At 24.9% G+C, this 21933-nt stretch carries 31 protein-coding genes and 1 riboswitch; of the genes, 12 read left to right on the forward strand and 19 right to left on the reverse strand.

Annotation, left to right across the window (positions count from 1 at the left end; translation table 4 throughout):
• Positions 1-19: 19 nt before the first annotated feature.
• The 8 genes from EMELA_RS02965 to EMELA_RS03000 all read right to left on the reverse strand — a co-directional run bounded on the left by EMELA_RS02965 (position 20) and on the right by EMELA_RS03000 (position 4429).
• Positions 20-214 (reverse strand): EVE domain-containing protein, encoded by a 195-nt coding sequence (locus EMELA_RS02965; protein WP_084485311.1) that lies wholly within the window; start codon positions 212-214, stop codon positions 20-22.
• A gap of 121 nt (positions 215-335) precedes the next feature.
• Positions 336-815: a MarR family winged helix-turn-helix transcriptional regulator gene (locus tag EMELA_RS02970; RefSeq protein WP_034971228.1), complete on the reverse strand. Its 480-nt coding sequence runs from the start codon at positions 813-815 to the stop codon at positions 336-338.
• Complete coding sequence (locus EMELA_RS02975) at positions 799-1200, reverse strand: SRPBCC family protein (protein WP_028124523.1); 402 nt, start codon at positions 1198-1200, stop codon at positions 799-801. The genes EMELA_RS02970 and EMELA_RS02975 overlap by 17 nt, the downstream gene beginning before the upstream one ends.
• A gap of 127 nt (positions 1201-1327) precedes the next feature.
• A complete protein-coding gene (locus EMELA_RS02980) occupies positions 1328-1645 on the reverse strand; it encodes a hypothetical protein (RefSeq protein WP_028124524.1) in 318 nt (105 codons plus the stop codon).
• 11 nt (positions 1646-1656) lie between these two features.
• Positions 1657-1908 (reverse strand): hypothetical protein, encoded by a 252-nt coding sequence (locus tag EMELA_RS02985; protein WP_028124525.1) that lies wholly within the window; start codon positions 1906-1908, stop codon positions 1657-1659.
• A gap of 236 nt (positions 1909-2144) precedes the next feature.
• The gene (locus EMELA_RS02990; RefSeq protein WP_028124526.1) at positions 2145-2966 is read right to left on the reverse strand and encodes a hypothetical protein; all 822 of its coding nucleotides are present in this window, start codon (positions 2964-2966) and stop codon (positions 2145-2147) included.
• A gap of 1 nt (position 2967) precedes the next feature.
• Positions 2968-3675 (reverse strand): ATP-binding cassette domain-containing protein, encoded by a 708-nt coding sequence (locus tag EMELA_RS02995; RefSeq protein WP_028124527.1) that lies wholly within the window; start codon positions 3673-3675, stop codon positions 2968-2970.
• Between the two features lie 346 nt (positions 3676-4021).
• Complete coding sequence (locus tag EMELA_RS03000; RefSeq protein ID WP_051584622.1) at positions 4022-4429, reverse strand: BspA family leucine-rich repeat surface protein; 408 nt, start codon at positions 4427-4429, stop codon at positions 4022-4024.
• A gap of 485 nt (positions 4430-4914) precedes the next feature.
• Here EMELA_RS03000 and EMELA_RS03005 point away from each other — a divergent pair, with 485 nt between their 5' ends.
• The 9 genes from EMELA_RS03005 (at position 4915) to EMELA_RS04525 (ending at position 9879) form a co-directional block, all read left to right on the forward strand.
• The gene (locus EMELA_RS03005) at positions 4915-5142 is read left to right on the forward strand and encodes a hypothetical protein (protein ID WP_028124528.1); all 228 of its coding nucleotides are present in this window, start codon (positions 4915-4917) and stop codon (positions 5140-5142) included.
• A gap of 371 nt (positions 5143-5513) precedes the next feature.
• Positions 5514-5681, forward strand: a complete 168-nt coding sequence (locus EMELA_RS04515) for a hypothetical protein (protein WP_156932133.1) — start codon at positions 5514-5516, stop codon at positions 5679-5681.
• Positions 5682-7334: 1653 nt separating this feature from the next.
• Positions 7335-7469 carry a hypothetical protein gene (locus EMELA_RS05205; protein WP_268875444.1) on the forward strand — a complete coding sequence of 45 codons (135 nt, stop codon included), beginning with the start codon at positions 7335-7337 and terminating at the stop codon, positions 7467-7469.
• 312 nt (positions 7470-7781) lie between these two features.
• Positions 7782-8204, forward strand: a complete 423-nt coding sequence (locus EMELA_RS03010) for a hypothetical protein (RefSeq protein WP_156932134.1) — start codon at positions 7782-7784, stop codon at positions 8202-8204.
• A gap of 23 nt (positions 8205-8227) precedes the next feature.
• The gene (locus tag EMELA_RS03015; RefSeq protein WP_028124530.1) at positions 8228-8458 is read left to right on the forward strand and encodes a hypothetical protein; all 231 of its coding nucleotides are present in this window, start codon (positions 8228-8230) and stop codon (positions 8456-8458) included.
• Positions 8459-8473: 15 nt separating this feature from the next.
• A complete protein-coding gene (locus tag EMELA_RS04520) occupies positions 8474-8632 on the forward strand; it encodes a hypothetical protein (protein WP_156932135.1) in 159 nt (52 codons plus the stop codon).
• Positions 8633-8752: 120 nt separating this feature from the next.
• Positions 8753-9130: a hypothetical protein gene (locus EMELA_RS03020; RefSeq protein WP_028124531.1), complete on the forward strand. Its 378-nt coding sequence runs from the start codon at positions 8753-8755 to the stop codon at positions 9128-9130.
• A 75-nt stretch (positions 9131-9205) separates the two neighbouring features.
• Entirely contained in the window at positions 9206-9550 is a 345-nt protein-coding gene (locus EMELA_RS03025; RefSeq protein WP_028124532.1) for a hypothetical protein, read from the forward strand.
• A 185-nt stretch (positions 9551-9735) separates the two neighbouring features.
• The gene (locus EMELA_RS04525) at positions 9736-9879 is read left to right on the forward strand and encodes a hypothetical protein (protein WP_156932136.1); all 144 of its coding nucleotides are present in this window, start codon (positions 9736-9738) and stop codon (positions 9877-9879) included.
• Between the two features lie 628 nt (positions 9880-10507).
• On the opposite strand, the gene EMELA_RS03030 is transcribed toward EMELA_RS04525, so the two are convergent.
• The 7 genes from EMELA_RS03030 to EMELA_RS03055 all read right to left on the reverse strand — a co-directional run bounded on the left by EMELA_RS03030 (position 10508) and on the right by EMELA_RS03055 (position 14628).
• The gene (locus EMELA_RS03030; RefSeq protein ID WP_028124533.1) at positions 10508-10705 is read right to left on the reverse strand and encodes a hypothetical protein; all 198 of its coding nucleotides are present in this window, start codon (positions 10703-10705) and stop codon (positions 10508-10510) included.
• Positions 10706-11329: 624 nt separating this feature from the next.
• Positions 11330-11611: a hypothetical protein gene (locus tag EMELA_RS03035; protein ID WP_028124534.1), complete on the reverse strand. Its 282-nt coding sequence runs from the start codon at positions 11609-11611 to the stop codon at positions 11330-11332.
• 160 nt (positions 11612-11771) lie between these two features.
• The gene (locus tag EMELA_RS04530; protein ID WP_156932137.1) at positions 11772-11921 is read right to left on the reverse strand and encodes a hypothetical protein; all 150 of its coding nucleotides are present in this window, start codon (positions 11919-11921) and stop codon (positions 11772-11774) included.
• Between the two features lie 429 nt (positions 11922-12350).
• Positions 12351-12548 carry a GNAT family N-acetyltransferase gene (locus EMELA_RS03040; RefSeq protein ID WP_028124536.1) on the reverse strand — a complete coding sequence of 66 codons (198 nt, stop codon included), beginning with the start codon at positions 12546-12548 and terminating at the stop codon, positions 12351-12353.
• A gap of 977 nt (positions 12549-13525) precedes the next feature.
• A complete protein-coding gene (locus tag EMELA_RS03045) occupies positions 13526-13747 on the reverse strand; it encodes a hypothetical protein (RefSeq protein ID WP_156932138.1) in 222 nt (73 codons plus the stop codon).
• 48 nt (positions 13748-13795) lie between these two features.
• On the reverse strand, positions 13796-14248 hold the full coding sequence (locus EMELA_RS03050; RefSeq protein WP_028124538.1) for an AAA family ATPase: 453 nt from the start codon (positions 14246-14248) through the stop codon (positions 13796-13798).
• A gap of 65 nt (positions 14249-14313) precedes the next feature.
• A complete protein-coding gene (locus tag EMELA_RS03055; protein ID WP_028124539.1) occupies positions 14314-14628 on the reverse strand; it encodes a hypothetical protein in 315 nt (104 codons plus the stop codon).
• Positions 14629-14801: 173 nt separating this feature from the next.
• Here EMELA_RS03055 and EMELA_RS03060 point away from each other — a divergent pair, with 173 nt between their 5' ends.
• Positions 14802-15077 carry a hypothetical protein gene (locus EMELA_RS03060; RefSeq protein ID WP_028124540.1) on the forward strand — a complete coding sequence of 92 codons (276 nt, stop codon included), beginning with the start codon at positions 14802-14804 and terminating at the stop codon, positions 15075-15077.
• Between the two features lie 652 nt (positions 15078-15729).
• Entirely contained in the window at positions 15730-16092 is a 363-nt protein-coding gene (locus tag EMELA_RS03070) for a hypothetical protein (RefSeq protein ID WP_028124542.1), read from the forward strand.
• On the opposite strand, the gene EMELA_RS03075 is transcribed toward EMELA_RS03070, so the two are convergent.
• The 4 genes from EMELA_RS03075 to EMELA_RS03085 all read right to left on the reverse strand — a co-directional run bounded on the left by EMELA_RS03075 (position 16073) and on the right by EMELA_RS03085 (position 20506).
• The gene (locus EMELA_RS03075; RefSeq protein ID WP_100608976.1) at positions 16073-18547 is read right to left on the reverse strand and encodes a lipoprotein; all 2475 of its coding nucleotides are present in this window, start codon (positions 18545-18547) and stop codon (positions 16073-16075) included. The genes EMELA_RS03070 and EMELA_RS03075 overlap by 20 nt on opposite strands.
• An 87-nt stretch (positions 18548-18634) precedes the next feature.
• Positions 18635-18697, reverse strand: a riboswitch (nucleoside riboswitch).
• Positions 18698-18833: 136 nt separating this feature from the next.
• A complete protein-coding gene (locus tag EMELA_RS03080) occupies positions 18834-19592 on the reverse strand; it encodes a hypothetical protein (RefSeq protein WP_051584609.1) in 759 nt (252 codons plus the stop codon).
• A gap of 69 nt (positions 19593-19661) precedes the next feature.
• The gene (locus tag EMELA_RS04535) at positions 19662-19811 is read right to left on the reverse strand and encodes a hypothetical protein (protein WP_156932113.1); all 150 of its coding nucleotides are present in this window, start codon (positions 19809-19811) and stop codon (positions 19662-19664) included.
• A gap of 269 nt (positions 19812-20080) precedes the next feature.
• Positions 20081-20506: a hypothetical protein gene (locus EMELA_RS03085; RefSeq protein ID WP_028124241.1), complete on the reverse strand. Its 426-nt coding sequence runs from the start codon at positions 20504-20506 to the stop codon at positions 20081-20083.
• A gap of 389 nt (positions 20507-20895) precedes the next feature.
• On the opposite strand from EMELA_RS03085, the gene EMELA_RS03090 reads away from it, so the two are divergent.
• Positions 20896-21189, forward strand: a complete 294-nt coding sequence (locus EMELA_RS03090; RefSeq protein WP_028124242.1) for a hypothetical protein — start codon at positions 20896-20898, stop codon at positions 21187-21189.
• The last annotated feature ends 744 nt before the right edge of the window (positions 21190-21933 follow it).

Raw genomic sequence — 21933 nt, forward strand, 5'->3', positions numbered from 1 at the left:
TTTCAACCGTTTAATTTTCTTAAAATTCAATTCCAACTTCATTAATATCATAAAATTTTACTTTTCTTCTAAATGGTTCAAAAGTTTCACTCATTTTATATTTAAAAACTAAATCATCTAAAATTATGCCACAAGCAGTTATTTTTTGGTACTTTTCATTTGAATATAATGAAATTTTTGGTGAATATATAAAGAAGATATCTCATTTTTTCATTCTTGATAAAGGTACTTTTTTATCATGACAAACTTGTAATATATTATTTTTAACAGCTATCTACTATGATTTTTGATATAACAGCTATTCAAAAACTTTTATTTTGATTTGATTTCATTAATTAATCTTCCACCTGATTATTTTTGTTAATCTTGTTTAACAATTCTAAGAAAGTAATATTATCTTCTTCATTTAAATAAAAAAATATTTTATCAATTTTTTCAACTAAAGGTAAAACTTTTTCAAGTTTTTTAATTCCTTCTGGTGTCAAACTTATATTGTTAGATCTTAAATCATTTTCTGATTTATTAATTTCAATCAAATCTTTTTTCATTAATAATTTAAGAATTTGAGAAATTGTCATTGCATCAATTCCTGAAAAATATGAAATTTTCTTTTGATTGATTTCTTGTTCATTTTCATTTTTTTGTTTTAAATAATAAATGCTAGCTATAACAACAAATTGCGGATGAGTTAAATCGTATTTTTCAAGTTCTTTTTTAAGTTTTGAAAATCACATTGAGTAAATTTTTATAAAATTAAATTTAACAGAATTTTTTGATTCATTTAAAAAATCAATTTGTTTATTTTGATTCAACATATGTTTTCATTTTTCCCATTGCTTCTGGTGTACCTGAAAAAATTCCTAATAAAATTTGCATTGGAACTGACTCTTCAACTTCAGCTGAATGCTTGATAAATGTTTTTTCATTTTCTTCTATAATTTCAAGTTTAAAATAGATTTTACCAAAAAGTGCATTAGTCACATCTACAATCTTTGAGAATTCTTCAATTTCAACAATTTCCATATTCATTTTAGGCATTCCTTTTAATTCAAAAGTTCCTTTCGAATCTTTTTGAAAACCCTTATCTAAATGTATATCGATTAAATTTTCTTCTCATATTTTTCTTTTATCAATATTTGTATACATTTCTCAGATATCTTTTTTATTTGCTTTAATTTCTAATTTAAAAGTTATTTTCATATTAACCTCCTATTGATAAGTATACTTACTATTTTTTTAAAAAAAGATAAAATCAAATGAAATTAATATAAAAAGCACAGTTAAACAAATTTAGCTGTGCTTTATTGTATACTTAATATTTTGTTAATTATAGTACTGCTTTTTTATCATTTGTTATAAACACAAACATTTCAATTCAGTTTAAAACATTAAAAGTTAAAACAGATGTGACCATAAATAAAACTCTTGCTACTTTTCCTTTAGTAATTACTAATCTAGCTGCAAAGATTATATTTAAGATATTAATAATTCCTAGATAAGTAGCTAAGATTAATAAATATACTTCTCATGTACAATAAGGTTGTAATTCTAGTTTATCAATTAGGTTTTTAATTAAGTTAAGATTTAATTGTTCTGGTAATACAACTTGTCTGTTTTGAATAAAAGTACCAATGATTTTTTTCATCTCTTCTTCATTTAATACAGACTAAATAATTCTTTAAGATCTTCTCCTGAAATCACTGTACCATTTGGTAAGGTAATTCCTGTTGAATTAATTGTTTTCATAATTTGTTTATAAATCTCATCAACATTTGTTTTATTTACTACTTTATCAATTGCTGTATTAATTAAACTTTCAATTGTAGTTCTGATTGAAGTCTCAACTGTATCAACTAATTTATTTAAATAATACTTTCTGACAAATAGAATTAAAAAGATTGCAATCAATAATAAAAGTAAGAATGCAAATAATAAAGATGCTGAACCTAATAGATTCAGAATTAACCCTACTTATGACGCTTAACCTTTGTCTTAAATTGTTTTTCTTCATGTGTATTACATGTCTTGTTTGTTGATTATTGTTTATAGTTGTTTGCCTTTTTATTTTATCCCATGTTTTATTTTATCTCAAATAAATTTTAAGCATTAGTGTTTAAAATCAAAAATAAAAAACTTACTAATAATTAGTAAGTAATTTTCATATTTCTAACTGATCAAGCTCAGATTAATAAAGCAATAAATATTAAGTTATATAAATAACCTAAGAAAATAAATCAGTGATTTACTTTTCATCAAATGATAGCACCAGATGATACTGATGGAATCATTGTCATTAATCAAGCTAATCAAGCTTTATTATTTTCAAGTCAGATATTAGCATAACCTGTTGAAATTCCAATTAAGAAGTATTGAACAATAAAGAATGCAATTAAGAATAATACTCTCATTATACCTTTGGGAAAAAGTCCAAGTACTAAACTAATTAATAATCCCAACATATAAGCTGATAATACTTTTAATAACAACATACTAAAGAATTGTAAGTTAACAATCCTCATTAAATTTGTAGAACTTGCTAAACTAACAATTCCAAATACAATTACAGTTAATAACATCATTATAATAGCTTGAATCACAAGCACAATTAGATTGTAGATTAGTGCATAGTTTTTAATTTCATTTCGTTTAAGTCCACCAAATAAAAAGATTCAATTAATATTATTCTTAATGTTATAGTTAATTGATGTGGTAGTAGCAATTCAACTAAAGATTAATAGAATCACTCCAATAATTTCTACATAAATTTCTGTTGTTGTAATTACTTTTGATTCAAGTGCTAAGAATGTAATAATTCCTAACACCCCTAATGTAATGGCAGCTGATAATAATGTTAATGTGAATCCTGAATTACGACTACTAAAGAAATTAAATTTTAAATAAATTAAAAATTTATTCTTTGTTTGAATTTTAACACTTAAAGGTGTTTTTTTACTAACCTTTGCCATCTTAAAATTCTCCGATTTCTTTTAAATCATAATATGAATTAAAACTATCTTTTAAATTAGCTTTATGTTCTTTAAGATTTACATCTTTAACAATTGTATTATCTTTAATAATTAATCCAAGTTCACAAAACTTTTCAACTTCATCAAGAATATGACTACAATAAACAATTGTTAAATCTTTAGCTTTTAGTTTTTCCATTACTTTTTCAAATAACTCCACTGCAATTGGATCTAAACCTCTGGTTGGTTCATCAAAGATTAAAATATCTTTATCTCCACTAATCCCTAAAATAATTTTTAGCTTTTGTACCATTCCTGAAGATAAACTTCCAATTGATGATGCATCATTTAAATCAAAAGATAATACTCTAGCAAACATTTCAATGTTAGTATTAAACTTTTCATTATTTTCTAATTCTTTAATGTAATTAACATATTCAAAAACACTTAGTTTTTTAGGAATATTTAAATTAGCTGAAATATAACCAATGCTTTTAAGATTAAAGTTTTTATCTGTTGTTTTAACACCATTAATAATTACTTCACCTTTTCTTGGTAAATGTAATCCTAATAATAATTCAATAAAAGTTGTTTTACCAGCCCCATTAGGTCCGACTAAACCAATGTTTTCTTTGTTAATAGTAATATTAACATTCTTTAAACCTTTATTTTTAGTAAACATTTTTTCTACATTTTTAAATTCAATCATTTCTTACTCCTAATATATACTTATAGTTTATTATAACTTATTTTTATATTTTAAGTGTCTTTTTAAACTAAATAACAAAGACCATGTATGATTATTTAAAAATTTTCTAAATCTTTGTCTTAAGCAAAATTAAAAATTCTAATAAATAACAAATTTATTAGAATTTAAAATAAATATATTTTCATAAGTTCATAAATTGTTTTTTTATTATTTTTGTATACTAAAAGAATTTTATACGGCTATACGACGTTTTTATTTTTATTTAGTAAAATCAGGTTTTAAAGATTTTACTCAAGAAGTTGATGTTTCTGTAACAAATCAGTATAATTTGTTACTTTTAATACATCTAATTTGAAAGATCTTGATTGAATGCAACAGCATAATAGAACATATTGCTCATATTAGTTACATTTGAAGTTTTTCAAGCGCCAATATTTTGATTAAACTTTATTGCACCATTAAACATATTTGACATATCAGTTACTTTTGAAGTATCTCATGCTGAAATATCATCATTAAAGCTTAAAGCATTTTTAAACACATTTTTCATGCTAGTTACATTTGAAGTTTTTCAAGAACCAATATTTTGATTAAACTTTTTTGCATTATTAAACATATTATTCATTTCAGTTACATTTGAAGTATCTCAAGCATCAATATTTTGATTAAAACTTGATGCACCAATAAACATACTTGACATATTAGTTATTTTAGCCCTAATGCTATTTGGAACTTTTCGAACTGATGTTGGCATTTGATATGCTTTTCCTGTTGAATCATATCCTATATGTGTAATTTCACTAGTTCTTTCTGGAGCTTTTCCACCAATACTTGTTTCTTTGCCTGTTGTAGAATAAATTTAGTATGTTAAATTATCTTGGAAAATTGTTATAGAAAAGGTTATTTCTTCAACTCGCATTTATAAATCAATGAATTTTGATTTGCTTTAGCTGTTACAGTGTAATTTTGAGATTCTATGTCAGCGGTTTGATTGATTGTTAATCTAATTTCTTCAATATTTAAATTTGGATTTTTTGTTTTTAAAGCTACTTTAACAGTTATTTCATTTGTATTTATTAATGGCCCTAACTTTTTATAAACAATAACTTCACTTAAATTTACAATAACAGCATTATTTATTTCAAAAGTTGCACTATCTAATTCATATCCCGTTCTAGCAATTGCTTTAATCTTAACATCAGATTTTGACCTTCTTTTAATGTAGCAGTTAATGGTTCAATGTTTTTTAATGCATTATCTTCATTTCCATTAGTTAATTTTGAATGCAATTCTGAATTTACTTCATTAAAATTTTCTTTACCTTTAATTTCACGAACAGTAGTTTTAACATCAACTATTTTAATTGGAGTTTTATTAAGCTTATCAATTTGAATAATAACATCATTACCTTCAACTTTTGAACTTGTAGAAACTGCTTTAATTGTAATTGATCCAGTTTTATCTTAATCAGCTTTAACTATATCAATTGTTACATCTATTGTTAATGATAATTGATCATCATCTTTTAAATCAAAATTTGTATTTAACGTATTTAAAACAATATCTATTGTTGTATTATTTGAAATACTTAAACTTAATTTTTCTGCAGTTAAGCCTATAAGATTATCTTTTTTAAAGATTTTTGCAGCATTAACTGTGAATTTCCCATTAAAGTCTTGCTTATCTCAAACATAATCTTTATTAAGTCTTGCTGTTACCGTAAATTTTAATATATTTATTGAATCCTCTTGATCCTCTGTTAGAGCTACGTCACTAATTTTTGCACCTGAAATCTGAACAACTTTAATGCTGTCATTGCTTCTTATTGGATCATTTTATTGTTTACAGCCTCATTAAGTTTTGTTTGAACACCTGATACTTCAAGAGTTTTAGTTGTTCCAATTCAAACATTTTTAACTGTGAATGTTCCATCTCAGTTATCTTCAAATTTTGTATCAGAGGTTAAAGTAACAGCAATATTTACTTTTTCAGTTTTAACACTATAAACATTTGCAATTGTTCCAGTAATTGAAGCAACACCAACTGGTTTTGCAACATCACTTAAAGCTGCATTTAAAGCATTTTGATCAGCAAATAATTTATCATCACCTTTAATTACGGCTTCAACATCAGTTTTAACTGATGCTTGTGTAATAACGTGAATTGTTACAATTGATAAAGTAACATTTGTTTTACCATCTTTAAAATCATTTGCTAAAACATAACCTAGTTTTGCCCCAACTGTTACATTAGTATACCCACGTGTTTGAACTGGACTAGCTTCTTTTATTTCAAAAGCATCACTTGAAACAGCTTTAATTGCTTCAATTGCTTTTTCATTTGATCAATAAGTATTATTTATTAAATTTGCTAATTCAGCATCAACTGTAGATTTAAATACTTTTTGATCAGGTATAGTAGATTCAGTGTAAAAAGTGACTCCTTCAACTTTTCCAGAATAAACAGTTGAACCATCTTTTGGTTTAACAATAACAGTGTAGTTTTTGACTAAAACTGATTTGGTTGACTGTATAATAGATAATTTTATTTCATCTGTGTTTAATTCAACATTTTTTTCTTTTAAAGCTATTTTAACAGTTGCTTCTGTAGCATCAACTAATAACCCATATCTTTAACAAGTATAAATTTATCTAATGCAGTTATTTTATTGTTAACTTATCACTGCCACAAGAAATAGCTAAAATTATTAAATTTGTAGTTAAAGTTATAGCAGCAAGAAATCCTAATAATTTTTTCATGTAAACTCCTTTAAAATTTTTTATAACCATAAATAAAAACTTATAAAAATAAATTTTGCATCATTTATTACAAAATTTTTTTATGTTTTAGAATTAAACAATAGTTAACTATGTTAGAACATATAGATTTTTATAATAAGCTATTATATTATACAATAAAGTAATACTATTGTATGATTTTTAAAATGTTTCATATTAACATTATTAATTAACTTAATTCTCTGTATATTTTGTTTTCAAAATTCTAAATGCTAAAAAATTAAGTTACAGAGTTGCTATTTAGTTTTATTAAAATAAAAAACATAGGATAATCTTTGTAAATTAAAAGTGTTATTTAAATATTGTTTTTAATTTTTGCTTACATATAAACATAAATTTTATTTTGATATTAATTTTAATATTATACGTTAAAGAAAAAACACATGACAAAAAGACTTTTTATGAGTATTTTAATTATAATCTAAGTTTGTTTAGTTGGATTTATCGCATTTGTTAGCTTTAATCAAAGTAGAATTTAAAGAAATGTTTATTTAGATCCAGGTAGTTATGCTAAAAGTGTTAAGCCAAGTGATATCACTCCAATTTATACTTTTACAACTGATGCTTATGAGATTTTAGCTCTTTATGAACTAGATGGTAAAAACAACTCATTAGAAAATGCTAAATTCTATAGAGAGTTTGATAAATCAATGGTTTAGTAAATGATAAAGCAAATCAATATTCAATTGATCTTTGAAAAAATGATCTTAATACAAGTCAAATAGTTGTAGTAACTAACCAAAAATTTGATCAATTAGAAGTTAAATTATCAAATGAAGAAGAACTAAAAAGCAAAGGATTGCAAGTTGCATATGATTTAATGAATTCATTTATGCTAGTGATAATAAAACCACAACTGGATTGGCTAATATTTATGGGATAAACAAACCTTTACTTGTTCCTGAAAAAATTACAGCTCATAAAGTATTAAATCAAGTTTATAAAGATCGAGTATATATTGTTAATGTAACTGTTAATTCAGATGAAACAATTTAAAGCGTTAGTTTAGACTTAAAATTTTTAATAACTGGAACTAATAACAAAGAAACAGCTAAAAATTATACTGATAAACAAGCTTCAATTAAGGTTAACTTATTTACAATTAATTACAGTTCAACAGATGGTAAAGAAAATGATGTAGATTTTAATTTATTTAGTTTCTCTGAATGAGCTTCTGATTATTGTAATCAAGCATATGGAAATGGTCATCCTGATAATATTGATCCGCTTGATTACAAACAATACATTCAATTTAATTGAGATAAATATTGAAAACTTCAGTTTAGCTATTTAGCAAATAATATGAATATGGATTGATTCCAATTAAATAATGTAGATTCATGAAATATGAACTGAACAGATGTATTGGGTACAACTCGGGAATATCATAATGCATGAAAAATTAAAATAAAATCACTTAACTTTATTAGTTGAAAATACAAAGGTAATTTTGATACTTCAGATTGAAGAAATAGAAATATTAAACTTTCTGACATTGAAAATGGTTTAAAAATTCCTGACAGTGATTGAGAAGCATTTGATATGTATTTAAACCTAATGGCTAAGGTTGATATGAAAAGAGGAATGATTAATTCTTTAAACCAAGAAAGAGGAGCAACTGGTAAATCATTGATATTTACAATGAATCAAAGAAAAAATACTTTAAAGTTCCTTCTTCTGTTATTCAACCTGAAGGTCATGATTTTAGTAATTGATGATTTAAACAATTAAAAAACATATAGATGATAAAATAGATGATAAAAAAACCAGCATGAACAAAAGATATTACATTATATTACTATCTTAATGAAAAAGATTCATTACAAGTAAATGCAACAAATGATTTATTAAAAGAAATTAATCCAGATAAAAAATATTTACATTTTGCAGCAACTGATTGAGAAAATGATATGGACTATACAAATGCAAGTAGATGTGACCATACTGATTATGTTTGAGTTTATATGTTAGATATATATAACTAAAACAATAAAAACTTTATGGAATTTACAAAAAGACGTAATAAAAAAGGTTTACATACTGGACAATATTCTTTAGATTCTGATAATACATTTAATTTAGCTAGAGCAGAATCTGGTATTTCAGGATGTACACAAGCTGCTTTATATAAACAAAACTCACCAAACTTTTTAAAATAATCAGTAACTGGATGAGAAGAGTGTGTTAGTTGATGATTATCAGATTTTAAAGATTATAAATTCCTTGATATAAATTATATTTCAGTAGATACTCTTTGAGCGTATGCCAAATATAATAATATGACAAAAGATGGTAAAGCAGCGATTATAAATGCTGATGTAGTTCAATTTAATCCTTCAACAAGATTAGAACAATTAGCAGTTGGAACAAAAAACATGCAAAAAATTAATTATCTTATTAAAAATAAGGTTTTTGATAAATCATTAGTTGATAATAATGTTTCTAATGCATTAAAGTTAACAAAAAAATTAAGTAGAACTAAATTTGACTTAAACTTTAATAAAACAACTATTGATCCATTTCTAAAGACTAAGTCTTTTGTTAAAAAATATTTAAGTAATAAAAACGGACCTGATGAAATTGAAGGTTACAAAATTATTATTAATAATTTAAAACAAGTAACACGAAGTTACATTAATACAAAAGAGGGTTTATAAAATGATAAAATGATATTTAGTTGATGTAGAAATATTATGCTATATAAAAATTGTTTTCTTTGGTTTAACATTTTTATGATTATTTATAAATTACCTTTTATTATTTTTAAAAAGGATAAATATATCTCAATTAAGTGATTAGTTCCTAATATTATTTTAACATTAATATTAACTGATCTTTTAATCTTTTGATTTATTAGTTTATATATACCTGAAACAATAATTTGTTTTGATATTACTAACCAAAAAGAGATTTTATTCTTTGTTAAAATAACAATTGTTTTCTTAGCATCATCAGTTGTTTATTTAATTTATTTAATGATTTGTTCAAGATTTTTTGGATATTGAATAAAAGATGAAAAGAAAATCCATTTTGCAAAAACAAAAGCAAATAAAGTAAAAAATGAAAGCAAATACTAAAAAAGACCAAATCTAATTGGTCTTTTTTATTGGTTATAAAACGATTAAACTATTTGCTTTTTATATTAGTAACATAAACTAATGTTTCAATTCAGTTTTATAGATTAATTGATAATACTGAAGTAATAATAAATAATGATTTTGAAATTTTACTTTTAGTTACAATTAATCTTGAAACAAATATCATGTTTAATAAGTTAATAATTGCTAGATACGCACAAACAATTAATCCAATCTTAACAAACATCATGTATTTATCTATGTTAAATTATTTAGCTAAGTTATTAACAAAGTTTAAACTTAATGAATCAGGTAAAGTAATTGTTTAATTATTTAAAGCTTGATTAATCATAGTTATTACATCTTCTTTTTTTTAATAGTTCATTAGATAATTCTTTAACTTTATCTAAAGTTAAAATACTTCCATTTGGTAATTTAACATCACCAGAATTAATTGATTAAATAATCTTATTATAAATCTCATCTGCTGACATTGCTTTTAATAGTGTTTGTTTTTGTGCTTGCTCAATTAAATCCTGTAATTTTGTTGTAACTGTACCTTCTAAACTTTCTGCTATTTTTGGAATAATAAATTTTCTACACCAATTATAGCTACTACTAATAAAATTATTAATATTAAGAACAATAGAATTAATGATGATGATCCAACTACATTTAAAATTTATCCTGTTTTACGTTTCTTAGTATTTCTACTAAACTGATTTTCTTCTGAAGTGATTACTGATTGTATTTTTGTCATAGTCTACTACTTTCTATTTTTGAATATTACTGATTATTAAAATAATATAAATATATTGTATACTTAAAAGAATAAATATACCTTTATAGTTGGAATTAAAATGAAAATAAATCTACTAATATTAGTTAAAATAATTTATAAAATTAATCAAAAAGCCATTTCACTAACGAAATGACTAATTTTTATTTTATTTTATTTTATTTAAATGCAGCATAATAAATACCTTCAGTATTACTTCCTTGACTTGTTACATCAATAAGCGCTTTTGATAATTTATTAGATCTTCTAACTTCAACCTTATCAATAGTACCAATATCAGTCACTATATTTTTAAATGCAGCAATAATAGTTTGATTTTTAGTATCTGCGATAATACCTAAATCATAAGTTTTCATATTGTAAGAAATAAAATAAATTATTAACTCATTTGTTATAGTATCAGTAATTTGAATTTGTGTTTTATCTTTTGGACTTAATTGATTTTTATTTGAATTAACATTTATAGTTTTGTCTTCTAATTTTATGTCAGCATTTTCTGCTTTAAAAGCAGCAATAATTTCTTTTTCTGTATAATAATCAAATTGATTTTCTAATGTATATGTTTTATAACTAAATGAAGCATAATAAGTGCTTTTACCATCAACTAAGATATTTGCTTATCCTTTTTCGTTTGAGTCACTATAACTATCAATTTTGACTGTTAAAGTTTTTCTTTACTTTTTTCAGGATACTTTTGCTTAAATTTAGTTAAAACTGAAGTTTCATTTATTTGTTCTAAATTACCTAATTAATAATTAGTAACACTAAATAAAACAAAATAACTTATACCACTAATTTCAATATGTGCTTCTAAAGGTGAAAGTGGGTCTTCATAATCATCTATATACGTAATTTGTATGTTTCCCTTAGCAGACAGATTTTGATATTTTGCTTGAACTTGTATGAAATATTTTTTTTATTTGCATCTTCGTCTTTTATATCTTTAATTTCTTTAATAACTCCTAAATCATAAGTTTTACCTAATTGTTCTGTTTATATTGTCCCTCATATTTAGTAGTATTTTTTGAATAAATACTAAACGTCCTTTCTGAATTAAAGTTTGTTAAAATAATATCTTTATCTTTAAAAATTTCAACTGCTTTTCGAAGTTTTGCTTGTAATTCAATATTATTGTCAACAACTTCAAATTCTATTTCTTTTAACGAATTACAATCTTGATCAAAATATGACTGAGTAACTTTACCTGATTCTATTGTTTCTTTAAAGAAAGCATCTCATTCGGTTTTTTTGGTATCAGTCATTTCGTTCTAAAAATATTTCATGCTTGTATGTCACTAATTGATGTATCATCATAAATTTCAGTTCCTATTTTATCTGCACCTCATGTTAATAATAAAAGTGGATAAAGTGCTTTAACTTTGACATCGCTTTCTTCTTCATCAGAGCTTTTTACTAAAATTTCTAAACTCTAGAAAAATCATTAATATTTACTTTGTCTGTGGTTCCACCACCTGATTCACCGTTTCCTCCAGATTTTCCGTTTCCGTTTCTACTTCCTCCAGATTTTCCGTTTCCACCATCTGTGTCTTTATTATTGCTACATGCAATCACAGTTGATGTTGCATTTCAGTTAGTCCGATTGTTGCCAATATTGTTAAAAGTTTCTTCATTGTAATCTCCTTTTATTTAAAACATTCAACTTCTATTTTTTATGCTGATTAAATTTTTAAACTTTAAAAAAGATATATTTTAGTAAAACATAAGATTGTTAATATTTTAATTTTACATAAAAATCAAACTAAAAGGGTTATTATAATATATAAAGTATAAAATATTTTAATACTAAATTAGTAATATAACAATATTTAAAAAGGATACTAATTAAAATTGGCAACCTTTAATTAATCTTTGTTATGCTTTTATAAAGCACTTCCATATAAGTATAAATTAGTTTAAACCCAATTTTCTCATACATTAGTGTACCATCTTCTGTTCCAAATAATAACACTTCAGACTTATTCATTTGTTTAGCATATGAGATTAAATAAACATAAACATTTTAGCAAGCCCTTTACCTCTTGCTTCTACTAATACTGAAATATCATCAATAATCAAATGTTCAGCATCAAAATAGATGTTACCAGTACCAACATATTGATCATGTTCATCTTTAATTAAGATCATATGGTTAACTTGACTTGCTAAGTTATATTCATGAATTGGATGATATTTATCCAAATCAATTGTTTCTAAATTAAAGGTGTTTTTAATAATGTCAGTAAAAATATCAACTTCAGTTTGAGTTTCAACTACTATTAATTAATGGATTATTTAAACTATCATTAATTGCTCATGTATCAGTGTTTAATAACATTACTTGATAAACATGCAAAAGTTTAAAATCATTATTTATTAATATTTGATGATTTTGATTTCCTAACTTGTTTGAAAAATTAATTCAAGCAATGTTATAATGATTGTTTGTAATGTTATTTACTTGTTTAATATTTAATTTTAATAAATCATTTGAAACAACAATAAACGCATCAGCTTTAACTTTATCAATGATACAAACATAATCAGTGATTTAATTAAAATTAGCTTTAATATATTGATCAAATGGACTAGCATAATATTTTGTAAAGTTATTAATTAAATTACTTCCATATAAATTATGCATTTTAATTACTCCTTAATTACACAGTGATTATAGCATAAGAGAGTAAATCAAAAACAACGTGCTTGTCTTATAATTTTAATAAATCAGTGTATCTAATATACAAAAAGACCTTATCTTTTAAATTATTTTAAGTTTTTTAAAATTGTAATACTAAAAATCAATGAACAACTTTTTATAAAAACTAAAGTTAAAATATAGTTAATATATTTTCAAGCAAATAAACATTATTGTCAAATTCTAGATCTTCAAAAATGCAATGATAATCATTAAATAATGCAAAAAATAATTAAATTAAAATCTACAAATTTATTTTATAAAATCTTTAAAAACTTTTTCTAACTCTAAAACTAATGGATTGTTTACATTATGATTCAGTTTTTCCCTCTATCTTTTCATGCATGATTTTTTTGAATTATGTCGCCTGTTCCTGTATTTGTTGTATTAAAAATTGCTTTTTCAAATTCTTCATGACATTTAATAAGTTCATAGTTTTCTAGCTTTGAAAAATCTAAATAAAATTCTAAACATTTTCTTTTTAAACAATAAACAGTTTTATTTTCTTCTTTTTTGTGTACTGTTCTTCATTTTTATCACCATTCAAAATTTTTAAAACTGGTATATTCGAATTTAAAAGAATTTGATTTTTAATCAAAACATTTTTAAAGTTTTCTGCTCCATTCAACGGAATAAAGAAAACTTTTTTCTTCTTATATTCATCAATATCTGCGCAGTAATTATTTAATATATTTTTAAGCACACTCATATCTTCATTCGATTCTACAAAAATATAATAATCAGGTTTAGATTATGTTATAAAACTGAACAAATCTAATAGCAAACAATTTATTACAAAGTTTTGATTTTTATTATCTTCATTTTCTTCAGTAAATATAAACTCAGTTTCTTCAAATTTTGTCTTTGCTAAAATATTCATTACAATAGGTGAATGAGTAGAAAGTATAATTTGATTGTAATTATTTGATAAGATTTTTGTAAGTATTAACTCAATTTTATTTAAAGATAAATTATTTACAACTTCATCAATTAATAAAGTTGTATTTTGCATTTTAGAATTCATGCACAATAAAGAATATATTAAATTTTTCTTTATACCTGACCCTATTAATTCAATATTTTCATCATCATTTAATTTTGGTTTAATTATTTTATATGATTTTATTAAGTGAGAAGAAGAACTTAAATTAAAATTTTTACGAATAGTTTCTTTATCTTCAAATGCAAAGATATCTTCTTTCATAAAATTATTAGAAATTTCAAAAATACTTTCTTGAAAAGCTTTGTTTAATAAATTATATGCTTCTTTTAATTTGTTGTCATATCTATTCTGTTGTAAAAATAATTATTTACAACATTATTAATAGTGCTTGTATAATCTATATTTTCTGATTCAATAAAAATTAAATTGTTTGCCACAAAACTTGTTTTAATTTCATTATATTCTTTTTCATTATCATAATTTGGTAAGGTTTCATTAATATTAAATTCTAAAACAAATTCTTTTTTATTATCAAACAAAAATTTAAACTTAGTTAAATTTGTTTTATTTTTTGAAAAATAACTAAATAAATCATTTAAAGCTTGTAAAATTGTTATTTTTTCAGAATTATTTTTTCCCATCAACGAATTTATTTTTTTAAAGTGAAATGTTGCTTCTTCTATTTTTTATAATTGTATATTGTTATTTTAGATATCATTTAAATAACCTCTTTTCATATTTATAAATTTTTTAATTTTGTTTTAAATAAAAAATAAAACAATGTTTAATTTAAAACATTGTTTTAAATATTTTATTGTTAACAATTGAAACAGTTGCTGATCCATCATATATTGTTGAATTAGCTACTGGAGTAATTGTTGCTGTATTTCCACTAATACTAATTTTAACATCTTCTGCATTAATACCTTTTTCTGTTAACAATCCTTGAACTGCTGATTTAATTGCTGTTTCATCTGCATCACTTGCAACATTTACAGAAGCGTTAGCACCAACTTTTGTTGCTAAATTAACTTTATCAACTTGTGGATTTGAAACTGTAAATATAACATCGATTGAACCTTGATTGTAAACTTTGCTATTAGCATTAACTGTTACTTTTGCACCAGTTGTTATAATATTTATTTATATTAATGTCTGAAACATTTAAGTTTGAGTTAACTGAGTCAGTTTTTAAAACTGCTAAAACTTGTTTTTTAGAAGGAGTTTTACTTGTTTCTTTTAGATCAATATTTCCTAAATCCTTTGTAGCTAAATCATTTGCTAACTCAACTCTAGTTTCTACACTAAAAGTTACAGGAACTGCACCGCCTTTATAAACAGTACTTTCAGATTTAACAGAAATTGTCGCACCTGTTGTTGTAATTTCTCCAGTTACTTCAATTTCATCTTTATTTAAACCTGAGTTTAAATCAACTGCTCTTTCAATAATTTGCTCAGCTGTTGGTTTTGCATCAAATGTTCCTAAAGCTTTATTTGTTAAAACTGTGTTGATAATTCTTTTTTTGTATCTACTGGTTTATACATATAAATTAACTGTAATTTGAACAATTGTATCTTTTGTAACTAATGTTGATCCATCTTTTCCAGTAACTGTAACTGTTAAAGTTTTGTTAGTTTCATTTACTTTATTTGGAATTGTTATAGTTCCAATTGTATAATCAGTATCTTTTACAACACTATTAAACAGATTTGGAATTACACCTTCAATATATTCTTTTGTATTGTTAGTTTCTGAATCAATAGTTACAGTTTTCGCATTAGCGTCTTTTAAGAAAACTGATAATTCTTTTCTTGTATCAGATGCTTTAATTGCACCAGTAATATCAAAAGTAGTTGAATCTAATTTGTATCCTTCTTTTTCAACTGCTGTAACTGTTACATCAGTTTGTAAACCAGCTTTTAATGATGCTGATAATGAAGAAATATTTTTTAATACACTACCATCAGTTGCACTACTTAATTTTGATTCTAATTCTGTATTAACAGCGACTAAATCAGCTTTATCTTTAATATCACCAACTGCGTCTTTAACTGATTCAATTGTAATTGGAGTATCAGCAACTTTTACAGTACTTTTACAGTAAAAGTAACAATAACACCTTGTCCATTTGTATCTTTATATATTGAATTTTCACCAGCTTTAATTGTAGCTGATGTTGAATCATTTGATAAAGTTCCTTCAACACTTAAATCTGTTGTATTTAAACCTAAATTTTTATCAACTAATGCTTTTAAAATGTCTTGTGCTGACAATGCTGCATCATGAGCTACTTCAATGTCTCCTAATGCAGTTATTTGAATAGCAGTTGATAATTCATTTCTTGTATCAGCTTTTTTAATTGTAAAGCTTCCTGATATTGTTGCTTCACCATTTAATGCAAATCCTGTTTTAGCTGTTAATACAACTGAATAACTTCCTTTTGTTTCATTGCTTTGATCAACACTTACATTAACATTTCCTGTTACTTTATCTTTTCAAGCAGCATCAGTTAAAACACCTTCAATAGCTGTTTTAGCAGCATCTGAATTTTCATATACTTGCCCACTTGCGCTTATTACATTATCAATAGCTGTTTTAACATCAGCTGTTTTAACTTTTTCATCAGCTTTTTTAATTGTAAAGCTTCCTGATATTGTTGCTTCACCATTTAATGCAAATCCTGTTTTAGCTGTTAATACAACTGAATAACTTCCTTTTGTTTCATTGCTTTGATCAACACTTACATTAACATTTCCTGTTACTTTATCTTTTCAAGCAGCATCAGTTAAAACACCTTCAATAGCTGTTTTAGCAGCATCTGAATTTTCATATACTTGCCCACTTGCGCTTATTACATTATCAATAGCTGTTTTAACATCAGCTGTTTTAACTTTTTCATCAGCTTTTTTAATTGTAAAGCTTCCTGATATTGTTGCTTCACCATTTAATGCAAATCCTGTTTTAGCTGTTAATACAACTGAATAACTTCCTTTTGTTTCATTGCTTTGATCAACACTTACATTAACATTTCCTGTTACTTTATCTTTTCAAGCAGCATCAGTTAAAACACCTTCAATAGCTGTTTTAGCAGCATCTGAATTTTCATATACTTGCCCACTTGCGCTTACTACATTATCAATAGCTGTTTTAACATCAGCTGTTTTAACTTTTTCATCAGCTTTTTTAATTGTAAAGCTTCCTGATATTGTTGCTTCACCATTTAATGCAAATCCTGTTTTAGCTGTTAATACAACTGAATAGCTTCCTTTTGCTTCATTGCTTTGATCAACACTTACATTAACATTTCCTGTTACTTTATCTTTTCAAGCAGCATCAGTTAAAACACCTTCAATAGCTGTTTTAGCAGCATCTGAATTTTCATATACTTGCCCACTTGCGCTTACTACATTATCAATAGCTGTTTTAACATCAGCTGTTTTAACTTTTTCATCAGCTTTTTTAATTGTAAAAGTAACTTGAATTGGATTAGTTAAAGCATTATAAACAGTTGAATTTTCTTTAACTCCAATTTTTGCACCTGTATCAGTAATATCTGTAATTACTAATTCAGCTTCAGCAACATTTGAATTTTTTGTTTTAATTTCAGCTAAAATTGTTGCTTCTGATTTATCTTTTAATTCACCCAAAGCATTAACAGTTAAATCTGTTGATAAATCTTTTAATGTTGGCGCAACAGTTACTTTAACACCAATTACAGTTTTACCATCTCAATCACCTAAAGTGTATCCAGCAGCTGCTACAACACTAACTTCTAAGTTTTTATCTTCTGAGCTTCTTCGAGCTTGTTTTTCAACTGCTGTAATTGATTTAATTCCAGTAATTGATTTTGTTTGAACTTTATCAATAGCTGCTTGTAAAGATGCAAACTCTTGATCTTTAACTTCTTTTTCTAATTCTGCTACAACAGTATCTCTAACTACTGCAACATCTGCTTTACCAATTGATAAAGTAACACTTGTTTTACCATCAAATCCATCTAAAACATAACCTGATTTAGCCACTACAGTTACATCAAATGCTTGATCAGCAAAACTTCTAACTGAGTCAGCTGATTTAACTGTTGCATCTTTAACTTCAAAACCTTCGCTTGAAACTGCTTTAATTGCTTTAATTGCATCTTCATTTGATGCATATGTGTTTTTTCTTAAATTTGCTAATTCATCATCAATAACTGATTTAGATAATTTTACATCATCTACACCTGTTTCAGTATTAAATTTAATCCCTTCAACTTTACCTGAATAAACTGTTGAATCAGTTTTTGGTTCAACAATCACAGTATAGTTTTTAACTTCAGCTGCTTTTAATGCAGTAATAGTTAATTTAATTTCATCTGTGTTTAAAGTAGTGTTTTTTGCTTTTAAAGCTGCTTTAACAGTTGCTTCTTTAGCATCAGTTAATTTACCTAAGTCTTTTACGTTTATAACCTTACTTAAGTCAGTTTTTTTATCATCTACATCATTACTACATGACACAGCTAAAATAACCCCATTTGTAGCTAATGTCACTGCAGCAAGAAATCCCAATAATTTTTTCATATATTTGCCCCTTTTAAATTAATCAACCCCATTAAAAAAATCTTAATAAAAAAGGTCTTGCATTTTTATGCAAAAAACCTATTTTATCCTTATAGTCTCAAGATCGGTCTTAAGGCGGATCAGTAACCCATTATGTTACCATGTATAAGTTTTTTCATATTAAAGTTGTTAAGTTTATTGTATATAAAAGTGGACAAAAAATGTTAACTATCTTGTGAATTTACAAAAAAAAAAAAAAATGTCACATTTTTGGTTCTATTTCACCCAAAAATATGACACTTTTTTTCTAAACCGAACACACAATTCTTTTACGTTCTTTAATACGATAAATTAAGTTATTATTATAAACTAATCATAAATGATGTAATGAGAATCAAATAAAAAAAGCAATAATTAAATACAATACATATAAAATAACTGAATTACCAATAAACAGATATTGAAAGTCAACAAATGGATAAGGATATAACCCAATCTTTTTTCCACTAGCTAAATATAACTCTCCTCTAACATATACATAAGCTAAATAACTAGCTGCATATATAAATACTAAATAGATATCTCACTTTTTATAAAAGTTATATGAGTATTGTTCATTACCCATACTAAATTGATAAATAATAAATAACATAATAGGGCAGATCATATGAGTAACTATTGTACAAATGATTTGATTAGTAGAGTAATTAACAATACTGTCTTCTCCTGTTTTAATATAATAAACAACACCCATTCAAAAGATTAAAAACACTAGCATGTTTCAATTCATAATAACCATTCTAAAACGATCAGTTATAATCCCATGTTTTTCTTTTTTATCAAAGTTAATAATATAAACAATTAATCATACAATCGTCATTAAATTAACTTGCACAGAAAAGAAACTAACTAAGATATCATAATTAGTAAATGCATTATCACTATATCAATGCTCAACAAAACTTGATAAATAAAATCCTCAACTTAAAAAGCCAATAAATAATAAACAAGCAACTAAATGATAGTATCAAATTCAGTTTTTATAAAATGGTTTATATTTTTTCATAATTAGATTTTAACATAAATACAAAAAAAGACTCAATGTGTCTTTAATTATAGTTTTTAAATATCTTAACTAATTAGTTAAAGTATTTGTTTGATAGGTTGAATGGAATGCAGTAACTTGAGTTTCGCTTCCTTCACCACTACCACTATTTGAGTTATCGTCAAACTTAGTAATTGTTAAAGTTACTGAACCTTCAGTTTTAGCTGGTTCACTTGTCATTGTAACAACTGCTGTTTTAACTTCAGCAACAATTGTTGGATCAGTTTCTTCAGTTTCACCTTTTAAAACAATATCAAATTTACTAGTATCAGCTCCATCATTTTTTTCATTAACCTAAGTTGTTATTAAAGTTCTAATTGCTTCTAAAGAGTTTTTTGTTGCAATTAATTGAACTTTTAAATCATGTTCAGCAAATTTTGATGATAATTGAACTTTTTCATTAGCAGCTTTAATTGTAAATGTTACGTCATAAATTGTTGTTCCATCAGTTAAAGTAGAGATGTAGTTGTTTTTGCAGAAACAACTGTTGTATCTGAAACAGTATGTTCTAGATTTAATTTATTAAACGCAGCAATAATTGTTGCATCTTGATGATTATCTAATTCACATAAAGCTTTAACAATATTAACTTCATTTGCACCAATTTTAACAGTTAATTCAATTGCTTGAGTATATCCTGTTAAAGAAGTTCCAGCAGTTTTTGGTGCAATAACAACTTCAAAAGTTGTATCATTTGTTGCATCACCACCAGCAGTTTTATCATTAACTGTAGCTGTTACTTCTAATGTGCCAACTAATTCAGTAACTTTTATTTGTAAGGCTGCTTTATCAGCAAAAGTTTGACCAGCTAAGGCATTAATTGCTGAAACCAATGTAGTAACATCAATAGGTGCTGCGGCTTCTTTTTTATTCATTTACATTGATCCAATTAAGTATTCTGAAGTTAATTTAGCTTGAATATTAATATCTCAGTATTTTTCTTCTAATTCAGCTCTAACTGAATCTGTTGCAGGTTTTGATGAAAGAGTAACTGTAATGTTTCATCATTAGCAGTAACTACTGATAAACCTTTTTGTTTTTGAATTAATTATAAAACTTCTGCTTGAATTGAAGCTTCTGTTGATCTATTTTTTGGTTTATATAAAGCGAATGAAGTATTTGCTCCACCTTTATTTCAATCTTGTAAGTTTTTCTTTGTAATTTTTGCAATTGTTAATTTTACTTCACCTTCAATTAATTTTGAAGTTGGTTTTGCTTTAACAACGATTGAACCTTCTGCTTTTGAAGTTGAAGTGTTTTAGTAATGTCTAAGTCAGCTGCAGTAATTTGAACACTTGCTGTTGCTTTTACTGATGCTTCTGGATCTGTTTGACCTTCACCAGCAATAGCTTTGTTAATGATAGCATTGATTTCTTCATTAGTTGTATCATTTGTAACTGTTTGATTAGCTGCTAATAATTTTGTTAAATCTAATTTTGGTAATGTTGGAATTGCTAAGTCAGCTGTTCCAGTTACTAATTTTGATTCTTCTGCTACTGGAAGTGTAGTTTTACTTCCTCAACCAGTTTCACCTTCAAATAAACTTGCAGCTGTATAACCTTTAGCTGTAACAGTTAAAGTACCTACTTCACTAATTTGATGCTTTTGATTATGTAATTGTTAAATCAGTTCGTGCAATTTTTGTTCCTTCAGTTAATACCTTAGAATATTTAGTATTAATGTGATTTAAGATTTGTTCTTCATATCAAGGAATTTTTGTTAATTCTGTATATGTAGTTGTTGGTGTTTGTAAAGTTAAGTCGCTTAAAGCTTCTTTTTAAATTAATTTTTGCTAAAGCATCAGTTTTAATTTCAACACTTCCTGATACTTTTTTATTACTGTCTTTTGCTGTAACAGTAATTGAATTTTGATCTCCAACTTTACCTTCTTTTCTTGTAATTGTTACATCATCTTTAGTAATTATTTTTTAGAATCTGGTTTGCTGTTTTTCAAGCTTGATTAATTGCTGCTGCAATTTCTTCATCAGTTGATTTGTCAGTTAATCCTGTAACTTTGTCTTTTAAACTTTCTAAACTAATTACTGATAAGTCAACAATAATGTTTCCCTTACCTGTAACAATTTTAGCTGAAGTTGTTGCTTAAACTTCACAGTGTAAATTCCTTTAGTTGATTTTATTGTAGATTCACCGTTTCTTGTTCCAGGTTTTTCAGTTAATGAAGATAAATCAAATCAACTTCATTTGCTTCTAAATGTTTTAATCCTTTAATTTGTCTTAAAGCATCAATAACATCTTGATCACTTGGTTTTTTATAAAGTAAACATCTTTTAATGCTGTTGAT

The organism is Mesoplasma melaleucae, from assembly GCF_002804105.1.
In the GTDB taxonomy this organism is placed as follows: Bacteria; Bacillota_I; Bacilli_A; order Mycoplasmatales; family Mycoplasmataceae; genus Mesoplasma; species Mesoplasma melaleucae.